Here is a 20,806-nt window from a genome sequence, read left to right as displayed (position 1 = left end):
GGACGTCGTCCACACCCTTTCTCTGAGGAGCGATATCGCCATGGGCGCGTACGACGCAGTCATCGAGATCCCGCGCGGCAGCCGCGTGAAGTACGAGGTCGACCACGGCACGGGCCGCGTGTTCCTCGACCGCGTGCTCTACACGACGTTCGGCTACCCCACCGACTACGGGTTCTTCGACAACTCCCTCGGCGAGGACGGCGACCCGCTCGACGTGCTCGTCGTCATGGACTTCCCCGTGTTCCCCGGCGTCGGCGTGAAGGTGCGCCCGGTCGGCGTGCTGAAGATGAGCGACGAGGCCGGAGGCGACGACAAGGTCGTCGCCGTCATCGCCAAGGACCCGCGCTGGGACCACATCCAGGACGTCGACGACCTGCCGGAGTACACGCGCAAGGAGATCGCGCACTTCTTCGAGCACTACAAGGACCTCGAGCCCAACAAGTGGGTCAAGGTCGACGAGTGGGCGGACGCCGCGGAGGCCGAGCGTCTCATCGCCGAGGCGTACGTGCGCTTCGAGGAGCACGAGGCGCAGACGCGCACGCAGGGCGAGGGCGAGCTGCCCGACACCCGCTCCTGACATCCGTCCGGATACGCGAAGGGCGCCTGCCGATCGGCAGGCGCCCTTCGCGTATCCGGGTCGTCAGACGTAGATGCCGACGCCCGCCATGTAGTCGATGGGGTTGGTCGTCGCGCCGTTCAGGTAGACCTCGTAGTGGAGGTGGCAGCCGAAGGAGTTGCCCGTGTTGCCCTCGAGGGCGATGAGGTCGCCCGCGTTCACCCACTGGCCGTATCCGACGAGGACGCCGCCGTCGACGATGTGGGCGTAGCCCGTGCCGACGCCGTCGCCGTTGTCGATCTTGATGTAGTTGCCGTAGCCGCCGTTGTAGCCGGCGTAGACCACGGTTCCCGAGTGGGCGGCGTAGATGCCCGATCCGCAGCCCGACGCGAGGTCGACGCCCGCGTGGAACGAGGTGGAGCAGTAGCTGGAGCCGCAGATCTGCGACCGCCATCCGTAACCCGAGGTGCGCGTGGCGCCGGGGTGCGGGTGCGTCCAGCCGTTGGCGGCGGGCGTCGACGAGCCGCCGCCACCGCCCGTGCTCGCCGGGGCCTCCGAGCCGCCGCCTCCGCCGCTGTTGTTCTGCTGCTGCTGTTGCTCCTGCTGGCGCTGCTCCTCGAGCTGGCGCTGCTGCTCCTCGAGGGCCTTGCGCTGGCGCTCGGCCTCCTCGCGGGCGCGCTGCTCGGCGATGCGGCGCTGCTCCTCCTCGTAGGCCTTCTTGGCCTCGACGCCCTCCTGGTACTCCGCGACGGTCTTGTCGGTGGTGTCCTTGAGGGCCGCGAGCTGCGCCTCGAGCGTGATGAGGTTGGCCTCCTGGTCGGCCAGGGCCTGCTCGGCGGCGGCCTGCGCCTCCTGGGCGGCGACGAGCTTCTCCTCCGCGATCTTCTGGAGGCGGTCTCGCTCGTCGCGGGCGACCTGCGCCTGGTCGCTGAGCGACTGGGCGGAGTCGCGCGCGGCGACGGCGGCGGCGTACACCGACTCGTTGCGCTCGATGAGCTTGTCCATCTGGCCGAGCTGCGTGAGGAGCTGGTCGGCGTTCTCGGCGGAGCCCGCGAAGAGCACCTCGAGGGAGGTGTCGTCGCCGCCGGAGCGGGCGAGCTGGGCGGCGAGGCGCGCGGCGGTCGCGGCGGCCTCATCCGCCTTCACGGCCTGCTCGTCGGCCTGGCGCTGCAGCTCGTCGGCGCGGTACGAGGCCTCGAAGAGGGCCTGCTGGGCTTCGTAGAGCTCGTCGGCGGCGGCCTTCGCGGCGGCCTGGGTCTCGGCGACGCGCTGCTCGAGGCCGGCGATGAGTCCCTCGATGCGGGAGACCTCTGCGGCCTTCGCCGACTCGTCGTTGCGGGCCGCCTCGACGTCGTCCCACGTGGGGTAGTCGTCGGGGTTGTAGGTGACCGCGTGCGCTGCGGGCCCGAAGGGGCTCGTGGCGACGAGCGCGGAGGCCGTCGCGATGCCGAGCGCGCCGAACACGAGGGCGTTGCGTCGGGAGACAGGGCTCCAGAGCGTGCGGCGTTCCGCGGCGGTGGGAGCGCAGTCGCACGCCTCCGAGGCAGTCTCTTCGGCGCCCATGACACCCCTTTCCGCGCGAATCACACAGGTAACAGTAACAACAAGCGTCACATCCGGCACTCCCGAGTTCGGTCCCGGGGCATGGTTCGCCACCCATCCTGGGGGCCATCCTGGCCGCGGCACGCCCGGCGCGCGGGTTGAGTTTGGATTTTTCATCCGCGTCTGCGTATGCTGGATCGTCGGCAAGCGTGAGCCCCGGTGGTTCACCCCCGGCCCCATCGTTTAGCGGCCTAGGACGCCGCCCTTTCACGGCGGTAGCACGGGTTCGAATCCCGTTGGGGTCACACGAGCTGATACAATTGAAAACTGTGTGCGAAAGCACGATCATGGCCCTGTAGCGCAGTTGGTTAGCGTGCCGCCCTGTCACGGCGGAGGTCGCGGGTTCAAGTCCCGTCAGGGTCGCTCCACACCGAAAGGCCTCCTCTCGAGGAGGCCTTTCGGGTAGGAAGCGGCAGACATGCCGCACGGCTCTGTAGCTCAGTTGGTAGAGCGCACGACTGAAAATCGTGAGGTCACGGGATCGACGCCCGTCGGAGCCACTTGAAACCCCGGCTCGGTCCGGGGTTTTCTCGTCTCAACCTACACCCACAGTGGCCTGGTGTAGCCGCCCGTGTATCCGATCTGTTTCGGCTACCAGTCTCGGCGTGTTGTGGGATCGTTGGCTATGAAGTTCTTCGAGTTGCTGAGAGGCGCGAAGGCGCGCCAGCCGTCCGGGACGAGACGTTACGTCGTGCAGGTCGTGTTCTGCCCCCTCACGGGCCCCATCCCCGACAGTCGCACGACTTATGACTACGAGTGGGCGCTTGCAACACCACCGCGCGTAGGAGATCGCGTCTTCGTGCGCGGAGGGGACGGACGGCACGCTGAAGCTGCAATCACGTCGGTCGGGGAGGCTGTCAGCAAGACGCGCGTACTAGACCTCGCGCCCGTGTACCGAGTCGCAACAGACGAGGACATGCGAGAAGCGACCGCCGCGGAGGAACGAGCGAGAGCACGTGCTGACGAGGAAGAGCGCGCCTGGCTCCGGGTGATGCGTAAGGCAGCAGGACTGCCGACGCCGGGGCGAGTGTCCGCTAAGTTGCCAGAGCGGTTCCCGAGCGTCCCTCCGGCAACCGGAACAGCTTCACCAGAGAAGGCCAATGAGTACGGCAGGGCGTGGTGGCGCGCGTACAAGCGTGCCGAGGAACGAGGCCATGACTCAGAGGAAGTGCAGGCATTTCGGTCACTCGCGCACCGCTGGTATGCGATCCGCGACAAGGGCTGAGGCGTCTCTGCCCCGTGCGCGGATGCGCCGGCACGTGACCGGGTCGTGTCGGATGCCGTCGATGCTTCCCGCGGCCCTGTGGAGGAGCACGTAGTACCTGGCTGGGGTGATGCCAAGCTGTCCACGGATGGTCTCTTCTTTCCACCCGTTGTGTCGTGGGTGGGTGCGTTCGAAGTCGATGAGGGTGGCGGCGTCCATGCGGGTATGGTCGCATGAACCACGGACATGCGACACGCCCGGGATGCAGGCCGCTTGCTCCGTGTCCAGCTGCCCCTGTTAGGTTGAGGACCAATCCACCCCGTCGTCCGGCCTAGCCGCACGGCGGGGCTTTTTCTACTCGGAGCAGTTGTGTCCCAGCGTCTCATCGTCTTCTTCGATTGGCAGAACGTGTACAAGCGTGCGCGGGAGACCTTCGAAGGCAACGATGGTCCCGCTTACAAGGGGCAGGTGGATCCCATCGACCTGGCTCGTGTCCTCCAGAGGAAGTATGAGGAGCACCACGACGTAATCGCCGAGCTCGAGCAGATACGCGTGTACCGCGGTCGCCCGACTCAGCAACACGACCCGAAGGGGTACCAGGCCTTCCGTCGCCAGGACTCGAACTGGTCGCGGAACAACAAGCTCTTGCCGTTCTACTCGGATCTCCGCTATCCGGAGAACTGGGGACAACCTGGATGCGATAAGCCTCGCGAGAAGGGCGTGGATGTCGCGCTTGCCGTGGACCTCGTGACCCTCGCCCACAAGGGGTTGATGGATGCGGCGATTGTGATGTCTGCGGACTACGACCTTCTGCCAGCGATCGAGACCGCAGTAAAAGTCGAGGATGGCCCTCGGGTTGAGGTGGCCGCGTGGAAGGGGCAGCACGATTCTCGCCCTCTGCGCATCAGGCGCGCGAATGGCCCGCTCTGGTGTCACTGGCTATCCCAGCAGGACTACTGGGGCGTGACGGACGACACTGATTACGCCCTCCCAGCAGAACGACCAGTCCGCCCCGTCCCCGGTCCGCCGCGTCGGTACTGATCTTGTCGTGGACTTCCTGGGCGACGTGGTAGAACCTCACTGTCCGACGTGCGGGACGGTGCTGCACGCGCATCCACGAGGGTGGGAGTGCCGCGGGTGTCGGGTTGAGTGGCCGGAGGGTGTGGTGCGTTTCGGGGACCGCTCAGAGGGTCACTGACGGGCGCGGGAGGGGTCGGTTCGGTGCACCCTCGTACACGGTCGCGCGCATGCGCTCGTGACGCGCCCATGCCCCTTCGCAGGCGGACTTGAGGGTGGTCGTCCACCCCATCACCTCGCCCGCCATCGTGATCCGGTATCTGGGGCCGACGTTCGTCCTGCGCAGTTCGATGTCCGCGATCGTGCCCGAGTTGGCGTCACCGAACAACCAGTGCCCAGGGTTGATCTCCTGGGTCATGAGCATCACGTGGTACGGCGGCTGTGGGATGGACATGCAGGGATGCTACGCCGAGTCTCAGACATGCGTTCGCCACGATTAAGTGCCTGGGCTTCATCGGGTCGAAGATTCATCGGAACACGAAACCGCCCCCTCCCAGAATGGGAGGGGGCGATCTGTGTGTATAGGTGAGTCACGGGGCAGTAACCCCCGGGCAGTATCCTGGGCGGCATGGCGCGCGAACGGCACAGCATCCTCTCCGAGCACCCCTGGTGGCAGTGGGCGATCCTCGGGGTGGCTGCGGTGTTCGCTCTCGTCTTCACATACCTCGCGCTCGACAAGGGCTCAACACCCCCGGCGGTGTCCGCGCCGCGGTTCACTCCCGCTCCGGTCGAAACCACCGAGCCGCGGCCGTCGATTGCCGCGCTCGGGGACTCGTATACCGGAGGCTCCGAGGAGGACTCGGGTGAGGTAGCGCGGTGGCCCTACCTGGTCGCGCGAGCGCTCGACGTTCCCATCGACGTCATCGCGAGCGGCGGATCGGGCTACGTCGTGCCGGGCCCGAACGACACCACTTTCCCTGAGCTCGCCGCCGACGTTCCCGCAGACAGCGACCTGGTCATCATCTACGGCAGCCGCAACGATGTCGCGACGGCCGAGGAGGTCTACGACGCCGCGACCGCTACCGTGTTCAGCCTGGGAGAGGTCGCACCCGACGCCGACATCATCATCGTCGGACCCACGTGGATCACCGCCGACCCGCCTCAGAACATCCTCGACAGCGAATCCGCGCTGACGCGCGTTGCCGCTGACCAAGGTCTCCGCTACGTCTCGTCGCTGGCATGGCTCACGGAGGATGCCGAGCTCATCGGCGGGGACGGCGTGCACCCGAACGATGCAGGGCACGCCGTCCTCGCTGACCGCATGGACGACGTCGTTGAGGAGTGGCTGGCCGCCTCTACGAGCTGAGCGCCTCACGGAGGGTTTCCGCGAACCGGACCCCCGCGTAGTCGTGCCCGGCCTGGGTTGGGTGCACGGCGTCGCTGTAGACGTAGGCGTCGGAGTTCCCCACGCCGGTCGTCGCGCCCACGCGCCCCGTCCCGGTGAACCACGGCACGCCGGGGCCGGTCGCCTGAGGGATGAACACGTCCGCGTCCACGGCGGAAAAGATCGCCGCTTCCCGTGCTGCCCACGTCGCGAGCTGCCCCGCACCGCCGACGAACCACGGGCCCGCTGCGACGACGAGCGCGTCCGGCCATGCGGCACGGATGGCGGCGTAGACGGGGACCGCGGCGGCGGCGATCTCGGTGGGCGTGCCGTTGTCGTTGTGCCCGGAGGAGACGATCACCACGTCGGGCTGGATGCCCGCCGCGACAGCCTTCGCGACCTGCGCGAGCGTGTTGTTCTGCTGCCCGCCGACCGTGGCGATGTAGCCCGTCGAGCCGACCGCGTTCTGGTAGATGTCCTCCCACCCGAGGGTGTCGGCCATCGCGGACAGCCACGTCGTATATGCCGCGCCGTTCGCGCCGGTCGCGCCGCCGGTGTAGGAGTCCCCGAACGCGATCACTCGGGGGCCGCGCGGGCGGGCGGGCCAGATGGTGCCCGTCACGGACGTGTTCAGGCCGATCGGGAGCGCGGTCGTCTCGATCACGATGCGACGCAGCGCGGCAGTGCCGAAGTCGAGCTGGAGCCACCTGGTCGCGCCCGCGACGCCGAACGACGTCGCGGTTGTGGTCACGTACTCGTCGTCGACCTTGACCCGATACGTCGCCCCGGACGGGATGTAGAACGACGCCTCGTACTTCGCCTGGTCGCAGTAGGTCATGATCTTGTACCCGGCGACCGTGAGCCCGTTGACGTCCAGGGCGCGGTCGGTGCGCCACCACGAGGCGGCGTTCCAGCCGTTCGTCGGGTGTGCCCATCCCGCACCGCCGACGAGGCAGTCGGGCATGGCGGTCACGGGGTCGATCTGCGGTGCCGCGGCACCCGTGATCGTGGAGTTGCCGGAGTAGACGGTGATCGTCGGCGGGGTCGTCATCACGCGTCGCACCTGCGTGCGCGGGGGTGCGTGGCGGATGAGGTCCGAGCGCGCATCCGCGACCTTGAACGAGTCGAGTCGACGCCCGTGCGCGTCACGCATGTACGCCATCTCAGGCCTCCTCGAACGTGATGTCGTCGATGTCGCCGGTCACGGTGTTGACGTGGATCGTGGTCACGGAACCGGCCGGGAGCGGGTCGCCGTTCTGATCCACGAACCGAACAAAATGGGTGTCCAGTTCGGTTTCCGACAGCCGGCCCGTGGTGGTGAGGGTCTTCAGGTCGTCCACGTCATCCGCGACCGGCGCGACTGCTGTGGTGGCGTCTGTCGCGGCCTGTGCAGCTTCCTCCGCGGCCGTCTGCGCTTCCGTGACAAGCTGCCCCCACAGGTCGGGAACCGCGATCACATCACCTGCGACGGTGGATGCAGGGACGGTCTTGTCGAGGTCGATCGGCCCTTCCCCATCGGGGACGACGAACGGCCCGAGGGTGAGTTTCCGCATCGTCCGGTTCTGCTCGTCCAGGATCTCCACGAGCGCCGTGTACCGGTGCGTGTACGAGTTCGGTGCAGACACGTCGATCAGCTGGTTCGTTTCCGCGTCCTTCCACCCCGACACGTCCGTGTGGGGAAGGATGAACGACACCTCCGAACCCAGTTCCGACGTCTTCACGTCCGGGACACGCTCGAACCGGTACCCCGTCGCATCCCACACCAGGGACTTCGACGAGGACACCGTCACCCGCACCTTCAACAGGGCAGACGACTCAATACTCATCGCACCACCGAGAGTGACCACCCTCGTCGCGATGTCAGGGGGAAAAGCCATGCTGCCTCCTCAGGCCAACACGAAACGCCCCCACATGGAGGGCGTCAGAGAGGGTGGTCAGGCCGGGTTAGGCCTTCGGGGTGTTGCTGTTGTCGACCGTCAGACCGAACACGGCACGAGCGGCACCCCACCCGGCAAGCGTCGGAGTGGTGACCGCGAGCAGGTTGAACGCGTCCGTTGCCGCGTCGACCGCCATCGTCACCACCAGGGCCGCACCGATCGTGTCCAGCACCGTGCGGGCGATCTTACGAACCTTCGGGTTCTCGATCACAACGTTCGGGGTCTGCGTGGGAAGAGTCATGGGGTCTCCTTACGTGCCCGCCGAATCCAAGCCGGCGGGATGGTGTCTTCAACTTCTGAGATGTCGTCCGGGTCCAGGTCGGGCCCATGGGGGTCGCCGGTCCACTGGCGGGCGATCTGACGGAGGATGCGCGCAAACGCGGACGCCTGCCGGACAGCAGCGTTCTCCACCTCGTCGAGCCGCTTGTACACCCGCTCGAGCTCATGGTTCAGGCGGGCATCGATCCGGGCGTCGAGGGCGGTCTTCGCGTCCGCACGGGTCTTCCCCTTCGTCCCCATGTAGGTGACGACACCGCCCATGAGGAGGAACGCGCCACCGACGATGGCGATGATGATCTCGTTCACGCGACCCCCAACTGTGCCTGACGGCGTTCCTTCATCTCCTCACCGAGCAGGTTCAGTCGGAACATCGCGAGGGGGAGACCGAACGCGAGCATGCCGACGACGAACGTGTTCGGTTCGGGGGAACGGGAGAAGAAGATGATCGCCGCCACATACCCGGCGACCAACCCCACGAGCACGACCTTCCCCGCGATCTCCACCGCATACAGTCGGGGAAACGCCACCCCGAGGAGGGCGACGGTCGCGACGAACGTGAACAGCAGCCCGAGCGAATCAACCCACTCGGGAGGAAACAGCCGGTTCAGGAGTGTGGAGCCGTACAGCATCGCCTGGATGCCCGCGTAGATCGCGATGCAGTCGTACAGGGGAAGCCACACCCTTTTCAGGTTGCGGAACTTCCACTCGTCCGCGGGGATCGCTTCGGGATGCCAGATCGACGCCCGCCACAACCGCCGTAGCAGGCGCACCCGTCACTCCCCCGAGTCGAAGAGCGCGTTGAGCGACGCAACATCGACGCCCTCCGCGGTCAGGAGCTTGTCGAGCTTCGCTTCGATCCTCTTGTTCGCCTTCGACGCGTGACCGGCGGCGACCTTCGTCTTGTTCGCCGCGTCGAGCGCGGCCTCCGCGATCTTTCGGATCTTCGGGAGCTCCTCCGTTTCTATGCGGCCGACCGCGTTCTTCACGGTGTTCGCGGTCTCCACCGCCTGCTTCGCGGAGTCCGCGGCCTGCTTCAGCTGCTTCACCTGGTGCTCGTTGTCGATCGTTCCCATGTCGTCCTCCTCGGGGATGGTGTCCGCGTCGGATGACGCAGGGATGTTGTCGGAGCCGCCCGCCCATGGGTCTAGGTGGGCGGCGAGTTCGATGTGCCACGGTTCCCCGAACCCGTACCCGGCGGGGTCGAACCCGTAGCGGGCGGCGTTGGCGCGAATCCAGTTCGATCGGGCGTTCCCCGCAGTGGTGACGCCTGCTCCGGACCCGGAGTCGCGGATGTCGAGTGCGCGGCCGTTGCCGTGATTCGACGTGCCCGGCTGTGCGACCGTGCCCTCCCCAGACGTGCGCACGTACCGGATACCGTTCCACCAGCGCACATCCCCGTACGGCCCGGTCCCGACCGTCTGCGGCACGTACCGATCGAGGAAGATCTTCGCCTGGTCGTCGTACGACCGGTAGCCGCTGTAGACGTGCAGGGTGATGCCAGGGAACGCAGTGTCGAAAGCCTTCTTGAGGGTCGCGAACGCGAGGGCGGTGCCCACAGCGACCGGCCACCCATCGATGCGGACAGTTGTCTCAGCCATTCGGCTTCCTCTCGGGTACGACGAAGCCCCGCCACTGTGGGGCGGGGCTCCGTCATGGGATGGGTGGGGTCAGGCGACGCGCGCCCAGATGCCGGATGTGCCGTCCCACATGAGACGCATCGACTGTCCGGGCGACAGGGTGACGTTCGCACCGCCAAGGTCGGTCCCGAACGAGGCGCCGTGCGGGATCGTCACCGCGGCCGGGGAACCGGTGTGACAGTAGATCACCATCTGCTGCCCCGCGAACGCGCCCGCGTACACCTCGCCCGCCGTTGCCGCCGACGTTGCGCGCACCCGGTAGAGGATCACCGGGTCGCCCGACCAGTGGGTGAGGTTCGCTCCCGCGGTGACCGTGAGCGCCCGGAACGCGGACGACGACGCCGCGTCGTTCGTGCGCAGCGCGCGGAGTGTCGCGACTTGCAACGGGGCGCGCTGCGTGTTCCCCGCCTGGGGGAGCATGGTAGTGGCGTCGTTGACCTTCGCCCGCACCTCCCCGCGTGCCGTGGCCCACCGGATCACGCACGTCGTGTTCAGCAACGCCCAATCGGACAGCACCAGGTCGAGGTCGAGGTCTACGGTCTGGAACCCCGACGACAGCGTCCCGAAGCTGATGATCTCCGTGAGCGTTCCCGAGGTGATCGAGCGTGCCACGATGCGGGCACTGCCTCGAACCTCGCCGTTGCCCACGTTGATGAGGTTCGACGTCGAGGGCACGGTCAACCCGGTGTAGCGGAACGTCGGGCACCCGTTGAGCAGCACCCGGCCGTTCGCGATGTCCATGCACGCCGCGCCGGTCGCGTCGAAGTCCCCACCATCGATCGACACCGTGAAACCGCGCCGCACATCCATGATCTGCGACAAAGCGATCTGAATCGGCTGCCGAACGTTCCGGGTGGTGGCCCCGATGATCCGATGCCCCTCAGACGTCGCCCACGTTCCCACGCCCTCATCGTGGATGCGGAACCCGACCTGTGCGCCGTTCGCGAAGGGGTTCGCGATCGTGTGCGACCGGCCCCGCAGCGAGAACAGTGGCGCACCGGACGCGCCGGCACCCGTAGCTGAGATGTCGTAGAACAGGTGACCGTAGCCACCATGGTGGGTGTCCCACGAAGCCTGCGTGGTAGCCATGGACGCGCCCGTGATGCGGTCAAACATCGACCGTCCGTACCGTCCCGGGTCGCTCGTCTCGCCCGTTGCCAACGGGTACACGCCATCCGTGTAGGAGTGACGGCACCGGTTGGCGTTGATCCTGAGGTCCGACGCCACCGAGGAGTACGACCCCACCACGTACCCGTCCGTCTCCGGCAGGTTCGCACCCGACACATCCACCCGCGCCCCGTACGTGGACTCGAGGTAGACCGCGGGGCCAGGTGCGCGGAGGATGTCCCCCGTGACCGCGGGGAACGGGAGGGAACGCAGGCGGAACATAACCCGCCCACTGAACGTGCCTCCCGCGCCACCACCGGATGCCGCGTCGAAGTCCGCCGTCCCGAAGTGGAACTCGATGTGATGCGGGATGAACTTCGCCACCCTCACGTTCAGGTCGTACGTGTCGAGAAGCGGGGCCACGACCGTGACCGTGTTCCCGCTGATCGCCGTGATGACTGCGAACTCACCCTGCCGCCCAACAGACCCGGTGCCCTCATCACGAGCATCCGAGATCACGTTGTCGGAGAACACCTTCACCATGTTTCCCACAGCGAACCCTGAAGCGTCCGCCACCGTGAGGACCGAGTTCAGAGAGTTGGTCGTCACGCCTCCCACGGAGATGTTCGGGCCCCACTCGCCCTCGCCCGTGAAGATCGGTTGCGCCGCGGTGCGCACCACATGCGAGCCGGAGAAGTCGACGATCACAGACTTCTTCGACACGACGATCCCCGATGAGCGGATCGTTGACCCAGGCGGGGCGGTGAGCTTCAGGACACCGAACGACCCCGACCACGCATTGATTGCCGCGTTGATGGGTGCCGCATCATCATCCACACCGTTCATCGGTGCACCGACGTCAGCGACGTTGACGTAGAACACCCCCTTGGGGGTGAACCCGCCCTCGAGGGCGGCGCGAGTCTCAGAGTCGAGAGCCGCGATGTATGTCGCGAACGCGGAATCGTTCGCGAGCGCGTTCGTCCCAGGCAGGCCGCGGGGGATGCGGAAGTTCGCGACCTTAGCAGTCTCGGGGCCCGTCAAGAACACCTCAGCCGGCTGCTCCGCCGCGACCGACACCGCGTTCGCCCCAGCGAACGTACCCGTGTCCCCCTTCACGCCCTTCGCGCCCTCCGGGCCACGCAGGTAGCTGATCGGGGTCAGCTTCTCGGTCACCATGTGATCTCCCTCTGGTAGAGCCACGTCGTGGACGGGTTGTATGCGAGCTGATAGCGAGGGACCGGTGACATGTTCTCCGCCACCGCATCGGACACGTACACGAGCCCAAGACCCGCGATGATCTCCACCAGATCCCCGATCGGACCGCCCGTGTCCGGAAAGATCGGCACCGGCCATTCGAAGAACGCCCTCGCCCGCTCCTCGGAAGGCTCAGACTCCTGCCCAGGGATCAGCCAGTCAGCGCGCAGCGTGTAGAACAGGTCCGGTTCGAGCGTCGACCACACATCAGCCGTGAACGCCCCTGTCGCACGGTTCAACGCGCACAGGACGGGCTGGCCATCCAGTGCCCTAGAACCCTTGATGTGCCCCTTGTTGGGGACCAGCCAGAGACGCTGCTGCAACGACTCGGGCAGGATGGCCAGGCCATGCTCCGACACGTTGCCAGTCAAAGTCACCAAAGGCATGGCAACCTCCCTCTATCGCACACCCGCGACACCTGGTTGACTGCGGCGTATGCCGCAAGATGGATGGGTGGTCCCTGACACCCAGCGCTCAACGGCCTGTACGTGTTCGCGGCGGACGTCCTACAAGCCGTGTACAAGCTCGAAACAGGGCAGATAGCACCACCCGTGCGCGTCGTCGACGATGCCGACTGACCGCAGCCGCGACAGCCGCATCCGCCTCGACCGCATTGAAGCCCGGCAGACCACGCGGGATCGAGAATTCAGCCATATCGGCCCCCTATGAAATTCGGTACTCTTGCGGGCATGAAGAAAAGCGCCTGGATCACCGCTGCGACCGCGGCAGTCGTCGTCGCTGGTGGTGTCGGCGCATACGCACTCACCAGCCAGGACGAACCCGCACCCGTCGAGACCGTCGCCGTCGAGACGACCGCGCCCACCGTGGAGCCGACGCCCACCACGGAACCGACCGGAACGCCCACGCCGACCGTCGAACCGACGCCGGAACCGACGCCCGAGGCGACCTACAGCGAGAGCGAATCCGCCTACCTCGCCGCTGCCGACGAGAGCCTCCGCGGATGGCAGATCGTCAAGACGGATCAGGAACTGATGGAGGCAGGCTGGTACGTCTGCGAAGACCTCGCAAACGGCGGGCACGTCAACACGACGACTCCGCTCGCGGAGGGCGGGACGGTCGCGAACTCGAACCTGGCCCGGATCGCTGACGAGTACCTCTGCTGATCACTCAGGCCCATAGGCGGCCATAAATGAGCGCGGGTTGATGTGCGTGCCGTAGCTGGTGCCCATCCACGTTTCGAAGTGCAGGTGCGCGCCGAAGCTATTGCCGGTGTTGCCGACGTAGCCGATGACCTGACCCTTCGTCACGGTCGCGCCAACCCCAACGAGCGGGGTTGCGTTCATGTGTCCATAGAGCGTGGAGACCTGCTGCCCGCCGTCTAGCGTGTGCGTGATGCGAACGTAGTTCCCCCATCCCGTCGACGGAGAACCGCCCTGCGAGACCGCGACCACGCCGTCACCAGCAGCGATGATCGGGGCACCCGCGACCGCCGGGGAGATGCCGAAGTCGATGCCCTCATGGAAGCCCGTGTAGGGCGTCGTGCGCGGCCCGTACTCACTCGTGACGGACGTGAGGGGGAACGGCCACTGGAAGTTCCCCAGATCCTCGCCAGGCTCTGGGTCTCCGCCGCCGCCCACGCCGGACGACAGGTACAGATTCCCCAGCAAGTCCGCGACGACGTACTTCGCTGCGGTTCCGCTCGGCAGATCCTGGATGTTCGGGATTCGGATGGTGCCGTTCGTGAAGTAGATGACATCCGTGCTGCCCGGCATCGTGAACGTGAAGGACTGTCCCGTAGGTGACCCTACGATCTGCGACAGACCAAAGTTCGCACGGGGCGAGTTGAACGTGCTGTCCAACTGCACGATGTTGCTCCCCGTGCCGACGATGATCTTCCCGCCGCCGACCACGTTCATGTCGCCCGTCAGGTCGACGTCACCCGTGATATCCCCATCGCCATCCAGGGACCACGCCCCGTTGATGTCGATCGGCCCGTTCTGCGTCCACTTCCCTGTCGCCGTGACGTCACCGGAGATCGTCCCGTCGCCCTCGAAGTTCCACGGGCCAGTGAACTCCACCGAACCCGACCACACCAACTGACCAGACCCGTTCAGCAGGCCCGTGATGTTGACCGTCCCGTTCGCGTTCATCGTCCCGATGAGCGTCAGCGTCGCACCGGAATCAAGCCGCAGCTCGCCGCCGATGAACCGCATGCGGCCGTTCTCGATCGCGGAGTCTTCCAACATCGTCGTGTTCTCAAGACGCCGGATCTTCTTCTGCATCTTGCGGATCTCGGCCCACGCATCAGACAGGTCATCGACCATCAGATCTGCACCTCCGGGGTGATCGCGAGAGACATGTCTCCGCTCAGAGCGATGACCCGTAGCGTTGTGCGGCCGTCATTCATCCACGGGTCTCCCTGGCTTTCGAGGTAGACCCGCTCGCCGGGGAAGAACGCGTTTGGCGTTTCGTCGCCCAGTTGGATCTTGAAGCTGTACTGCTCGATTGGGAGATCCCACAAGTCGAGGAACGCGGCGGCGATCTCGCCCAGCCGGGTGGCGTTGCGGGTGTCCTTCGAGGACTCGTAGGCGTCCCGGATGGGGATGGTGTTTCCTGTGGTTGAACCCGCCCAGTTCGTCACCATGTCGGGCCCTGTTCCGTTTCCTGACACGAACACGCCCGTGAGCCGTTTGGACCCGTCCGACGTCATCTTCAGGTCCGTGATGGGGCATTCCGGGGCGGTGAGGTTGAAGTCCCGGAATCCTCCCGAAATGGGACGTCCCACCCGCACCGACCAGCGCAACACGCCAGACGTGAGAGCGGGCCGGAACTCGATCTCGTACCCCTCCTCCTCCACGGACCCGAGGAGGTCTTCGATGGTGAGCACCTGGTGCTTCTTCCACGACCGGCTCAACGTCCCCGATTCGTTCTCCGGGAGGTCGAGAGGTAGCGCCCATTCGGATGACCACTGGGTGGCGCGCTGCAAGATGGCCCTGACGACACCGTTCGCGTTCTTGTTGGTGATGGTCAGATCGCCGTTGACGTACTGGTTGACGCCGAACGTCAGGCGTTGCTTGAAGATGTGCCGGATCTCAGTGTGAGAGACCGTCACCGTTCGGGTGGAACGGTCGTACGCGGAAGAGAGGATCATTCCCGCGTACACCGGGGTCTCCTCCCAGCAGACCAAGAGCGTGCGCGCGTTGTCCCGCAACAGGTCTCGCCACGTCGCCCGGGAGAAACCTGTCTCCGAGTCTGTCAACACGAACGTGTGCTGCCCCTGCCCCTGACCGGTCAGTCGCCGCGCCCAGGACCCCGCGGAGGGGAAGACCTCCACGAGCCTTGCGCCGGAGATCGTGTCATGTACGTAGAAACGCCACATGGCACCCCCTCAGATGAACGTGTCGACAATCTGCGCCGTGAACGTCCCCGTGTTGATCGAGTGGACCCACCCGGGCCCTGGTGGCACCGCCCACGTCGGGCCTGCCGCCACACCGAGCATCAGAACCCCGTTCCGTGCGACCCGGCCTGTGCGCATGTCAACCACGTGCGTTCCGCCCGCGGTGGCACCTGACACGACGAACGACCCGGCTGGCGACGTGATGGTGTACGCGGCCGGCGCGGAGGTGATCGTGAATGTGGGCGCGGCTTCGAAGTTCCCGTCGTGGTAGATCGTCCCCGGCGGGAACGACCTCTCCGCGCCGAACCTGCGAGGGTTCGGGGCCCAGAACTGCACCTCGAAGTCCGCTTCCATTCCGGAGGGATGACGGTCGATCTGGCACGACGCCAACCTGACGTCCGCCCAGGTCGCGTCCCCACGATCGTCCTGCACCGTGAGGCGCTTCTTCGACCCGTCCGCACCCAGCCCAGAGAGATGCAACAGCATCCGTTCCAGGATGTCTTCTGACGATGCCAACGCGGTCCCTGTGATGCCCACGACTCGGGCGGGAAGGAACCCGGGGGCGTCGAACGCGCCGTGAGCGTACGGTCGAGCCGTCTCCTCGCGCCGCATCGACGCCCCACCGAACCATCCCGTCAACCCGCCCGGGGTGATCACGAACGACGTGTCCAGGTCGCGCGGCCACTCGTCGAAGCTCAAACCGTTGATCGTCGCCCGCATGGACTACCCCCTGAGTGCGAAGTTCAACTGCGACGCCGCGACCTGACCGACGACCGTCTCATCCATCCCCGCGGACGGGTGAATGTTCATCTCCACCGAACGCCCACCCCCACCACCGCCGAGAGCAGCGAGAACCTGCGGCGACAGGGGCACCACGGCCTCGTCGTACCGGCCCTCACCGATGACCGCGAGCGTGCCCCCACTGGACCGGGACACCAGGCCACCCTCAGCGAGGTGAGGGATAGCGCCGATCGTGAAGTCCACAGCCCCGCCGGTCACGTCCGACACGAAGTTCCCCACCTCGTTCAGACCCGCCGTGAAACCGTTGATGATGTCGATCAGGCCGTTGATGACGCCCTTACCGATCTCCCCGACACCCTCGAAGATGCTCGTGAAGATGTCGGTGATGCCCTGCCACGCCTTCTCCCAGTCGCCCGTGAACACGCCCGTCAGGAACGTGATCACCCCGCCCAGCACATCCACCAACGTGTTGATGATCGGGATGAGGACGGACGACAGGGCATCGACGACACCACCGATCACGGGCACGAGAGCCTGGAACAGGGTGACGAGGATCGGCAGCACCGCCTGCACCAGTTGCAGCAGCATCGGCAGCAACGGCAGGATCGGGGTCAGCAACGCCCGGAACAGGGTCGCCACTTCCCCGAGCAACGGCATCAGCAACGGCAGCACCTGAGCGACAAGCTGCGCGAACACGACCGCGATGCCCGAGATCGTGGGCAGCAGTGCTTGCAGAATGTTCCCCACAAGGGGTTCGAGGATCTGCGTCAACTGGGTGAACGCCGCCACGATCATCGGCAGCAGTGGTGCGAGAAGCTGGAACACCAACCCCAGCGGGGACACCAGGGGCAACATCTCCATCAGTTGCCCGAGGAACGGCCCCAACGCGTCGAACGCGCCCCGCAGGAACTCCCCGAACGCCATCAGGTTCTGCACCAACCCCAGGGGGAGGATCGAATCCTCCTCCATCAGGTTCCCCGTGAACCCGACCTTGATGACGTCGATCACCTCGAACGCCATCCCGATCAGGTCCGACAGGCCGTTGATCATCTCCGTGATCGCCGGCTTCCCGGACGTGATCATGTCGGAGAAACCGCCGACGATCGTCGCCTGAAGGTTCCCGATCGCGCCCTCAATGGTGGACGCACTGGTCGCGGCCTTCACCGCGGCATCGTTCTGCCCGAGCTCGAGCAGAGCCGCGTTGAACTCCTCCGCAGTGATCTCCCCCGCGGCCATCGCGTCACGGAAGTTCCCCGTGTACGCGCCCGCATCCGCAAGGGACTTCTGGATGATGCCCGACGCGCCAGGGATCGCGTCCGCGAGCTGGTTCCAGTTCTCCGTCGTCAGCTTCCCAGCACCCGCAGTCTGGGTGAGCATCATCGCGACCGATGAGAACGTGTCACTGTTGCCACCGGCAACCGCGTTCAGGTTCCCCGCAGCCTCGGTGAGCTCCGCGTAGTTGTCGATCCCGTTCGCCGCGAGCTGCGCAGTCGTGTTCTGGATCTCCGCCAGGTCGTACACGGTCGCGTCCGCATAGTCACGGGTCGACTTCGTGAGCTGGTCGATGGTGTCCGTGTCGAGACCCGCGAAATCGAGAGTCGACTTGAACTTGTCCGTCGCGTCCGACGCCGCGATCGCTTCCGACGCCAACCCGCCGATCGCGGACGTCAACGTCGTCGTCAAAGACGCCGCGATACCACCCACAGCGCCCGCGAAACCGGCCGTGAACAGCCCGCCGGCCTTCTTCCCTTCCCCGCCGACATCCGCCTGCCCCAAGGCCGTCTGGATGTCCCGCCGGGCACCGGGCATCTTCACACCCAGAGCGACATACGCGTTCGCGATCTCCGCACCAGAACCAAACGCCATGCGGACCCCCAAAGCGAAAGCCCCGGGAGGATGTCCCGGGGCTACCCGTGTTCAGTTCGTTCTTGGATGCGACGGAACGTCTCCGCCTGCCGCGCAAACTTCTCCTGCTGCGCCCGCTTCTCATGAGCGAACGGCGGGTCCTGCGGGGGCTTCGGCTTCTTCCCCTTGCCGTGACGGGCGTGGTAGTCCGCCACCCGGACCGAGTAGTCGAGCATCTGGATAGCCCTGGTCTGCTCCGTGACGGCCGCAGGGCCCCCGAAGGAACGCCAGAACGCGCACCCCGCGGGCAACCACTGCACAAGGTCAGAGAGTTCGAACATGTCCCGCATGTCCGCGAGCCTCAGCCCGTACACCTCCATCAGCGATGCCCGCAACGCACCCTCGTGGTAGTGGAGGGCGAGCGCGAGCATCAGGAGTTTGGGCGGGCCTCCTTGATGAGCTCGTACACGAACTGCACGACGTGCGCGATGTTCAACGACCCGTGCTTCGCGGCGAGCTTGTCGAGCGCCTGCGCTTCACCGCGCGCACCAACAAGTCGCCGGATCAGCGCCGGCACACGCAAGTTCAGTTCCGCGACCACATGGTGGTCGGGTTCCTGCCCGGCGGCGCTCGCATCCGCCAACTCCTGCATCAATCCGAGAGCGGACGCTGTGCGCGGGTCCGCGAGAGCGGCGAGGTTCACCGTGTACTCCACCCCGTCCAGAGTCACTGTCGGATCAGCGCGATCCTCGGCAGGCTCCGGTGCCTCAACCTCCGACGCCTTCGGGCGGTGATCCTGAGGGATCTTCCGGTTCTTCGACATGTCAGCCCCATTCCGCAGCCCCAAGAGTGAAGGTGGGCGAGGCTGGGGCTAACCACCCCGCCCACCGGTCTGTCACGCCTCGGGGCCCTGCGACACGTTCTCGTAGTCGCCCACGATCTCCCCAAGGAACGGGAACGCCGCAATGTCGTTGTTCACGAACACCCGGTCCCCATCGGGTGCGACCTCGAACCGCGGGATCTCGTCCCGGTCCTGCACACCCTCGAAGTCGGAATCGAACTTGTCGATGATCGCCGCCCACCGCGTGATCTTCTGACCCGCCCCACGCACCTCACGGCGCACACCCGACGTCGTGGTCGACGACTTCACGTCGTACCGCATCCCCCGGGTCAGGGGCGTGTCCTCGAGCGCGACGAACGCGATCTGCGTCCCCGGCTCCTCCATCCGGGTCCGCACCACACGATTGCCCTGATGCCCACGGATCGACGTCCGCGAACCAGTCGGGGTCTCCGTGATGCCATCCGTGTGCAGCCACCCGACCGCCTGCCACGGCGAACCAGGAGCCGCAAGGTCAGTCGGGAACGGCGTCCCCACAGGGGCCAGATACACCATGTCCAGATCGGAACCATAGATCCGGGCGTTGTCCGAGTTAACGGGCATGTCTCCTCCTAAGCGCCCAATCCGGGCATGGAAAAGCCCCCACCGGCGGCAGGGGCTGGAACAAGAAACAAGGGGTCAGGAACGGGACGCGCGCACGCTCAACCGCACCGAGAGCCGGTACACCGGCAGGTTCGTCTCCGGGTCAGGCGACAGGTATGGGCCCGTCAACTCCTCCACACCCCGAACGAGCGGCATCGCCGTGTACCCGTTCAGCAGAGCCTCACGGGCAACAGACGCCATTTCCTCCGCACGAGTCGTGGACTTCGCCCACGCATCCACCGTCACAGTAGGGAAATCCAGGACACGCGACGCCGCACCCCCACCATTCCGGCGCGCCACAACGAACTCATCCGGCCGCGACGACGGCACCCGCAGATACGCCTTCACCGGGTTCAACACCGGGCCAAGGAAGTCCAACAGCATCGCGTCCACATCGGGGAGCGTCATATACGCCTCCTCGACAACACCCGCTCAAGCACCGCATCACGCGCCTGCCGGCGAGCACCCTCACCAGACGCGACCTGCACATACCCGCGCGCACCGAACCGATGCGGACTCGGCACATACTCGAACCCCGGACCCGCGTCCGCCTCCATCGCCCGGCCAACATCGTCAACGATGTCCTGCACCGCACGATCCCGCATCACCTTGTTCAGGCCGGGGAGGATCATCTTCACCGGGATCGACACCATCAGCCATCCGCCCTTTCGAGCTCGACAGGCATATGCCACCGGGTGGGCGTGTTGGCAAGGGTGAACGGTTGCGGGTCACCGATCACATCACAAGGGGCACCGCCACGAACGGAAACCTTCGCGCCCCGCAACGACCCCGTGAACGTCTTCGGAAAATGCAGATTCCACGCCACAACCGTCCCCACAGGACGGAACGCGTCCGGGATGTCTGCACGTGGCCCCGGAGCGATCAGCACATCATCCACCGACTCCTCCACAGCCTCCGTGATGGGCTCGTTGTGCGCATCCGTGCCCGTCACAACCTCCCGCACCACCACGACCGTCTCACCGATCACAGCGGCCACCACACAAGCGTCACAGGTGCAGGGTCGGGAGCCATCGACACGGTGAACGCCGTCTGCTTCCCGCACCCCAGAAGCGCCTTGTCCGCCTTCGTGAGATACAGGTCACCTGTCGGGTTCGAGAACTGCACCGTCTCCTGATACGGCCCCGCACCCTGCTGAACAGACGTCACACCCAACCCACCCGAACCCGACGACCCGGTGACCATCGCACGCTTCACCATCTCGCACGACACGATCAACCGGGACGCAAGCTCCTGCGACGTCGGCGGCACAGACGGGGCGCAGAGAGCATCCAACCTGACCGCGGCATCCTCCAACAGCACCCCCGCACGCGCCTGCTCATCCGAGGTGAGGGTGCGCCACCGCGCTTCCAGATCAGCGACCGTCGCGTACATGACGCACCCCCAC

26 protein-coding genes and 3 tRNA genes are annotated in these 20,806 nt (G+C 66.1%); 7 read left to right on the top strand and 22 right to left on the bottom strand.

Annotation, left to right across the window (positions count from 1 at the left end; translation table 11 throughout):
- Positions 1-40: 40 nt before the first annotated feature.
- Positions 41-577 (top strand): inorganic diphosphatase, encoded by a 537-nt coding sequence (gene ppa, locus ABD998_RS09600; RefSeq protein ID WP_345438485.1) that lies wholly within the window; start codon positions 41-43, stop codon positions 575-577.
- Between the two features lie 63 nt (positions 578-640).
- On the opposite strand, the gene ABD998_RS09595 is transcribed toward ppa, so the two are convergent.
- Positions 641-2,119: a peptidoglycan DD-metalloendopeptidase family protein gene (locus ABD998_RS09595; RefSeq protein ID WP_345438483.1), complete on the bottom strand. Its 1,479-nt coding sequence runs from the start codon at positions 2,117-2,119 to the stop codon at positions 641-643.
- Positions 2,120-2,330: 211 nt separating this feature from the next.
- Here ABD998_RS09595 and ABD998_RS09590 point away from each other — a divergent pair.
- The 3 genes from ABD998_RS09590 (at position 2,331) to ABD998_RS09580 (ending at position 2,658) form a co-directional block, all read left to right on the top strand.
- A tRNA-Glu gene (locus ABD998_RS09590) sits at positions 2,331-2,403 on the top strand.
- A gap of 44 nt (positions 2,404-2,447) precedes the next feature.
- A tRNA-Asp gene (locus tag ABD998_RS09585) sits at positions 2,448-2,521 on the top strand.
- A 64-nt stretch (positions 2,522-2,585) separates the two neighbouring features.
- A tRNA-Phe gene (locus tag ABD998_RS09580) sits at positions 2,586-2,658 on the top strand.
- Positions 2,659-3,341: 683 nt separating this feature from the next.
- On the opposite strand, the gene ABD998_RS09575 is transcribed toward ABD998_RS09580, so the two are convergent.
- The gene (locus tag ABD998_RS09575) at positions 3,342-3,581 is read right to left on the bottom strand and encodes a DUF3263 domain-containing protein (protein ID WP_345438481.1); all 240 of its coding nucleotides are present in this window, start codon (positions 3,579-3,581) and stop codon (positions 3,342-3,344) included.
- 150 nt (positions 3,582-3,731) lie between these two features.
- On the opposite strand from ABD998_RS09575, the gene ABD998_RS09570 reads away from it, so the two are divergent.
- Positions 3,732-4,403 carry an NYN domain-containing protein gene (locus ABD998_RS09570; protein WP_345438479.1) on the top strand — a complete coding sequence of 224 codons (672 nt, stop codon included), beginning with the start codon at positions 3,732-3,734 and terminating at the stop codon, positions 4,401-4,403.
- 142 nt (positions 4,404-4,545) lie between these two features.
- Here ABD998_RS09570 and ABD998_RS09565 read toward each other — a convergent pair whose 3' ends face one another.
- Positions 4,546-4,833, bottom strand: coding sequence for a hypothetical protein (locus tag ABD998_RS09565; RefSeq protein WP_345438460.1), 288 nt, complete (start codon positions 4,831-4,833; stop codon positions 4,546-4,548).
- Positions 4,834-5,070: 237 nt separating this feature from the next.
- Here ABD998_RS09565 and ABD998_RS09560 point away from each other — a divergent pair, with 237 nt between their 5' ends.
- Complete coding sequence (locus ABD998_RS09560; protein WP_345438458.1) at positions 5,071-5,745, top strand: SGNH/GDSL hydrolase family protein; 675 nt, start codon at positions 5,071-5,073, stop codon at positions 5,743-5,745.
- On the opposite strand, the gene ABD998_RS09555 is transcribed toward ABD998_RS09560, so the two are convergent.
- The 8 genes from ABD998_RS09555 to ABD998_RS09520 all read right to left on the bottom strand — a co-directional run bounded on the left by ABD998_RS09555 (position 5,735) and on the right by ABD998_RS09520 (position 12,363).
- Complete coding sequence (locus ABD998_RS09555) at positions 5,735-6,925, bottom strand: SGNH/GDSL hydrolase family protein (protein WP_345438456.1); 1,191 nt, start codon at positions 6,923-6,925, stop codon at positions 5,735-5,737. The two genes, ABD998_RS09560 and ABD998_RS09555, sit on opposite strands and share 11 nt — an antisense overlap.
- Before the next feature lies 1 nt (position 6,926).
- Positions 6,927-7,640 carry a hypothetical protein gene (locus ABD998_RS09550; RefSeq protein WP_345438454.1) on the bottom strand — a complete coding sequence of 238 codons (714 nt, stop codon included), beginning with the start codon at positions 7,638-7,640 and terminating at the stop codon, positions 6,927-6,929.
- A gap of 67 nt (positions 7,641-7,707) precedes the next feature.
- Positions 7,708-7,941 carry a hypothetical protein gene (locus ABD998_RS09545; RefSeq protein WP_345438452.1) on the bottom strand — a complete coding sequence of 78 codons (234 nt, stop codon included), beginning with the start codon at positions 7,939-7,941 and terminating at the stop codon, positions 7,708-7,710.
- Entirely contained in the window at positions 7,938-8,285 is a 348-nt protein-coding gene (locus ABD998_RS09540; RefSeq protein WP_345438450.1) for a hypothetical protein, read from the bottom strand. Before ABD998_RS09540 ends, ABD998_RS09545 begins: the two co-directional genes overlap by 4 nt.
- On the bottom strand, positions 8,282-8,749 hold the full coding sequence (locus ABD998_RS09535) for a hypothetical protein (RefSeq protein WP_345438448.1): 468 nt from the start codon (positions 8,747-8,749) through the stop codon (positions 8,282-8,284). Before ABD998_RS09535 ends, ABD998_RS09540 begins: the two co-directional genes overlap by 4 nt.
- 3 nt (positions 8,750-8,752) lie before the next feature.
- Entirely contained in the window at positions 8,753-9,577 is an 825-nt protein-coding gene (locus ABD998_RS09530; protein WP_345438446.1) for a M15 family metallopeptidase, read from the bottom strand.
- A 69-nt stretch (positions 9,578-9,646) separates the two neighbouring features.
- Positions 9,647-11,899: a hypothetical protein gene (locus ABD998_RS09525; protein ID WP_345438443.1), complete on the bottom strand. Its 2,253-nt coding sequence runs from the start codon at positions 11,897-11,899 to the stop codon at positions 9,647-9,649.
- Positions 11,893-12,363: a hypothetical protein gene (locus ABD998_RS09520; protein ID WP_345438442.1), complete on the bottom strand. Its 471-nt coding sequence runs from the start codon at positions 12,361-12,363 to the stop codon at positions 11,893-11,895. Before ABD998_RS09520 ends, ABD998_RS09525 begins: the two co-directional genes overlap by 7 nt.
- 303 nt (positions 12,364-12,666) lie before the next feature.
- Between ABD998_RS09520 and ABD998_RS09515 the strand changes: the two genes are divergently transcribed.
- Entirely contained in the window at positions 12,667-13,101 is a 435-nt protein-coding gene (locus ABD998_RS09515) for a hypothetical protein (protein WP_345438441.1), read from the top strand.
- Here ABD998_RS09515 and ABD998_RS09510 read toward each other — a convergent pair whose 3' ends face one another.
- The 11 genes from ABD998_RS09510 to ABD998_RS09460 all read right to left on the bottom strand — a co-directional run bounded on the left by ABD998_RS09510 (position 13,102) and on the right by ABD998_RS09460 (position 20,793).
- Positions 13,102-14,262, bottom strand: coding sequence for a M23 family metallopeptidase (locus ABD998_RS09510; protein WP_345438440.1), 1,161 nt, complete (start codon positions 14,260-14,262; stop codon positions 13,102-13,104).
- Positions 14,262-15,317: a hypothetical protein gene (locus ABD998_RS09505; RefSeq protein WP_345438439.1), complete on the bottom strand. Its 1,056-nt coding sequence runs from the start codon at positions 15,315-15,317 to the stop codon at positions 14,262-14,264. The genes ABD998_RS09510 and ABD998_RS09505 overlap by 1 nt, the downstream gene beginning before the upstream one ends.
- Before the next feature lie 9 nt (positions 15,318-15,326).
- The gene (locus tag ABD998_RS09500) at positions 15,327-16,055 is read right to left on the bottom strand and encodes a hypothetical protein (protein WP_345438438.1); all 729 of its coding nucleotides are present in this window, start codon (positions 16,053-16,055) and stop codon (positions 15,327-15,329) included.
- A gap of 3 nt (positions 16,056-16,058) precedes the next feature.
- Positions 16,059-17,942, bottom strand: coding sequence for a tape measure protein (locus tag ABD998_RS09495; protein WP_345438437.1), 1,884 nt, complete (start codon positions 17,940-17,942; stop codon positions 16,059-16,061).
- A 41-nt stretch (positions 17,943-17,983) separates the two neighbouring features.
- Positions 17,984-18,352, bottom strand: a complete 369-nt coding sequence (locus tag ABD998_RS09490) for a hypothetical protein (protein ID WP_345438436.1) — start codon at positions 18,350-18,352, stop codon at positions 17,984-17,986.
- Positions 18,352-18,744: a hypothetical protein gene (locus ABD998_RS09485; RefSeq protein WP_345438435.1), complete on the bottom strand. Its 393-nt coding sequence runs from the start codon at positions 18,742-18,744 to the stop codon at positions 18,352-18,354. The genes ABD998_RS09490 and ABD998_RS09485 overlap by 1 nt, the downstream gene beginning before the upstream one ends.
- Before the next feature lie 72 nt (positions 18,745-18,816).
- The gene (locus tag ABD998_RS09480) at positions 18,817-19,314 is read right to left on the bottom strand and encodes a phage tail tube protein (protein WP_459076805.1); all 498 of its coding nucleotides are present in this window, start codon (positions 19,312-19,314) and stop codon (positions 18,817-18,819) included.
- 123 nt (positions 19,315-19,437) lie between these two features.
- Positions 19,438-19,809 (bottom strand): hypothetical protein, encoded by a 372-nt coding sequence (locus ABD998_RS09475; protein ID WP_345438433.1) that lies wholly within the window; start codon positions 19,807-19,809, stop codon positions 19,438-19,440.
- A complete protein-coding gene (locus ABD998_RS09470) occupies positions 19,806-20,054 on the bottom strand; it encodes a hypothetical protein (RefSeq protein WP_345438432.1) in 249 nt (82 codons plus the stop codon). The genes ABD998_RS09475 and ABD998_RS09470 overlap by 4 nt, the downstream gene beginning before the upstream one ends.
- The gene (locus ABD998_RS09465; RefSeq protein WP_345438431.1) at positions 20,054-20,398 is read right to left on the bottom strand and encodes a hypothetical protein; all 345 of its coding nucleotides are present in this window, start codon (positions 20,396-20,398) and stop codon (positions 20,054-20,056) included. Before ABD998_RS09465 ends, ABD998_RS09470 begins: the two co-directional genes overlap by 1 nt.
- The gene (locus ABD998_RS09460) at positions 20,386-20,793 is read right to left on the bottom strand and encodes a Gp19/Gp15/Gp42 family protein (protein WP_345438430.1); all 408 of its coding nucleotides are present in this window, start codon (positions 20,791-20,793) and stop codon (positions 20,386-20,388) included. Before ABD998_RS09460 ends, ABD998_RS09465 begins: the two co-directional genes overlap by 13 nt.
- Positions 20,794-20,806: the final 13 nt, after the last annotated feature.

This window comes from Microbacterium gilvum (genome assembly GCF_039543865.1).
GTDB lineage: Bacteria > Actinomycetota > Actinomycetes > Actinomycetales > Microbacteriaceae > Microbacterium > Microbacterium gilvum.
This window is presented reverse-complemented; position numbering and strand designations above follow the sequence as displayed.